Raw genomic sequence first — 1,302 nt, forward strand, 5'->3', positions numbered from 1 at the left:
CGGTGCGCCGGCTGCCGGGCGGCGGGGGCCCGCCGGGCGAAGACCTCGTACAGGGATGTTTGCGGTACTGAGGCCCCGGCGCGCGGTGCCAGCGGTTACGGTGCTGGCTGGAGAGCGGATCTACGGAGCCCCGGACCGACGGGCCCACGGGTGACAGGGGGAGGCACGATGCCCGGAACCGTGCTGCTGCTCGCGGCCTCGCCGGTGGGCCGGGGGCGCCTGGTGGACGCGGCCGGTGTCCTGCCGGTGCTGGCGGCCGTCGCCCCCGCCGTGCTGTCCGGCGCCGACACCGCGAACGTCGTGGAGCTCGCCGACCCGCTGGAACCGCAGGCCGTGCTGACCCGGCTGCGGGCCGCGGCGGCGGCACCCGGGCCGCTCACCGTGTACGTCACCGGGCAACTGCACCTCGACCGGCGCCAGCACCGGCCCCATCTGGCGCTGGCCCGCACCACGGCGGCCACCCTCCGCTACACCGCGCTGCCCTGGCACTGGATCCGCGAGGAGCTGCGGCTGCGCTCGGCCGGGGACACCGCGCTCGTGGTGGATCTGCACGCCGACGCCGAGGCCTGGAAGCACCTCACCGAGCGCGGCCTCGACTGCGGCCCGTACACCGCCGTGTACGGCCGTGTCGCCCCGCCCGCCCGGCGGGGCCCGGCCGAGCCGGTGTACATGAAGACGGTCGCCACCCTCCTGCGCAGCGGCCGCCGCCCCCCGCTGGACACCCTGCACGAGCAGGCCCTGAGCCGGATCCCGGAGGAGACCCGGGGCAACCTGCTGATGCTGGCGCTGCCCGGTTCGGCGTATCTGTACCAGGGCGAGGAACTCGGCCTGCCCGAGGTCGCCGACCTGCCCACGGAGGTGCTCCAGGACCCGATCTGGGAGCAGACCGGCCACACCCGCAAGGGCCGCGACGGCTGCCGGGTCCCGCTGCCGTGGACGACGACCGGACCGTCGTACGGCTTCGGGCCCGGGGCCGGCTGGCTGCCGCAGCCCACCTCCTTCGCCGGCTACGCGGTCCAGGCGCAGGCCGGTGTGGAGGGCTCCACGCTGGAGCTGTACCGCGCGGCCCTGCGGCTGCGCCGCAAACTGCTGGACGGCGAGGCGCTGACCTGGAACCCGGCCGCACCGGACGGGGTACTGGACTTCACCCGCACCGAGGCCTGGCGCAGCGTCACCAACCTGGGCGCCGAGCCGGTGCCGCTGCCGCCCGGCGAGGTCCTGCTGAGCAGCACACCGCTGCCCGGCGAGAGGGTGCTGCCGCCGGACACCACCGTGTGGCTGGCCTAGCGCGTCACCCTCCCG

General features: G+C 76.0%; 1 pseudogene. It reads left to right on the forward strand.

The features are described from left to right. Positions 1–681 precede the first annotated feature (681 nt). A pseudogene (locus H5J33_RS38820) lies at positions 682–1,287 on the forward strand (DUF3459 domain-containing protein); the annotation flags it as partial. Positions 1,288–1,302 lie beyond the last annotated feature (15 nt).

This window comes from Streptomyces sp. WELS2, assembly GCF_013870595.1.
GTDB lineage: Bacteria > Actinomycetota > Actinomycetes > Streptomycetales > Streptomycetaceae > Streptomyces.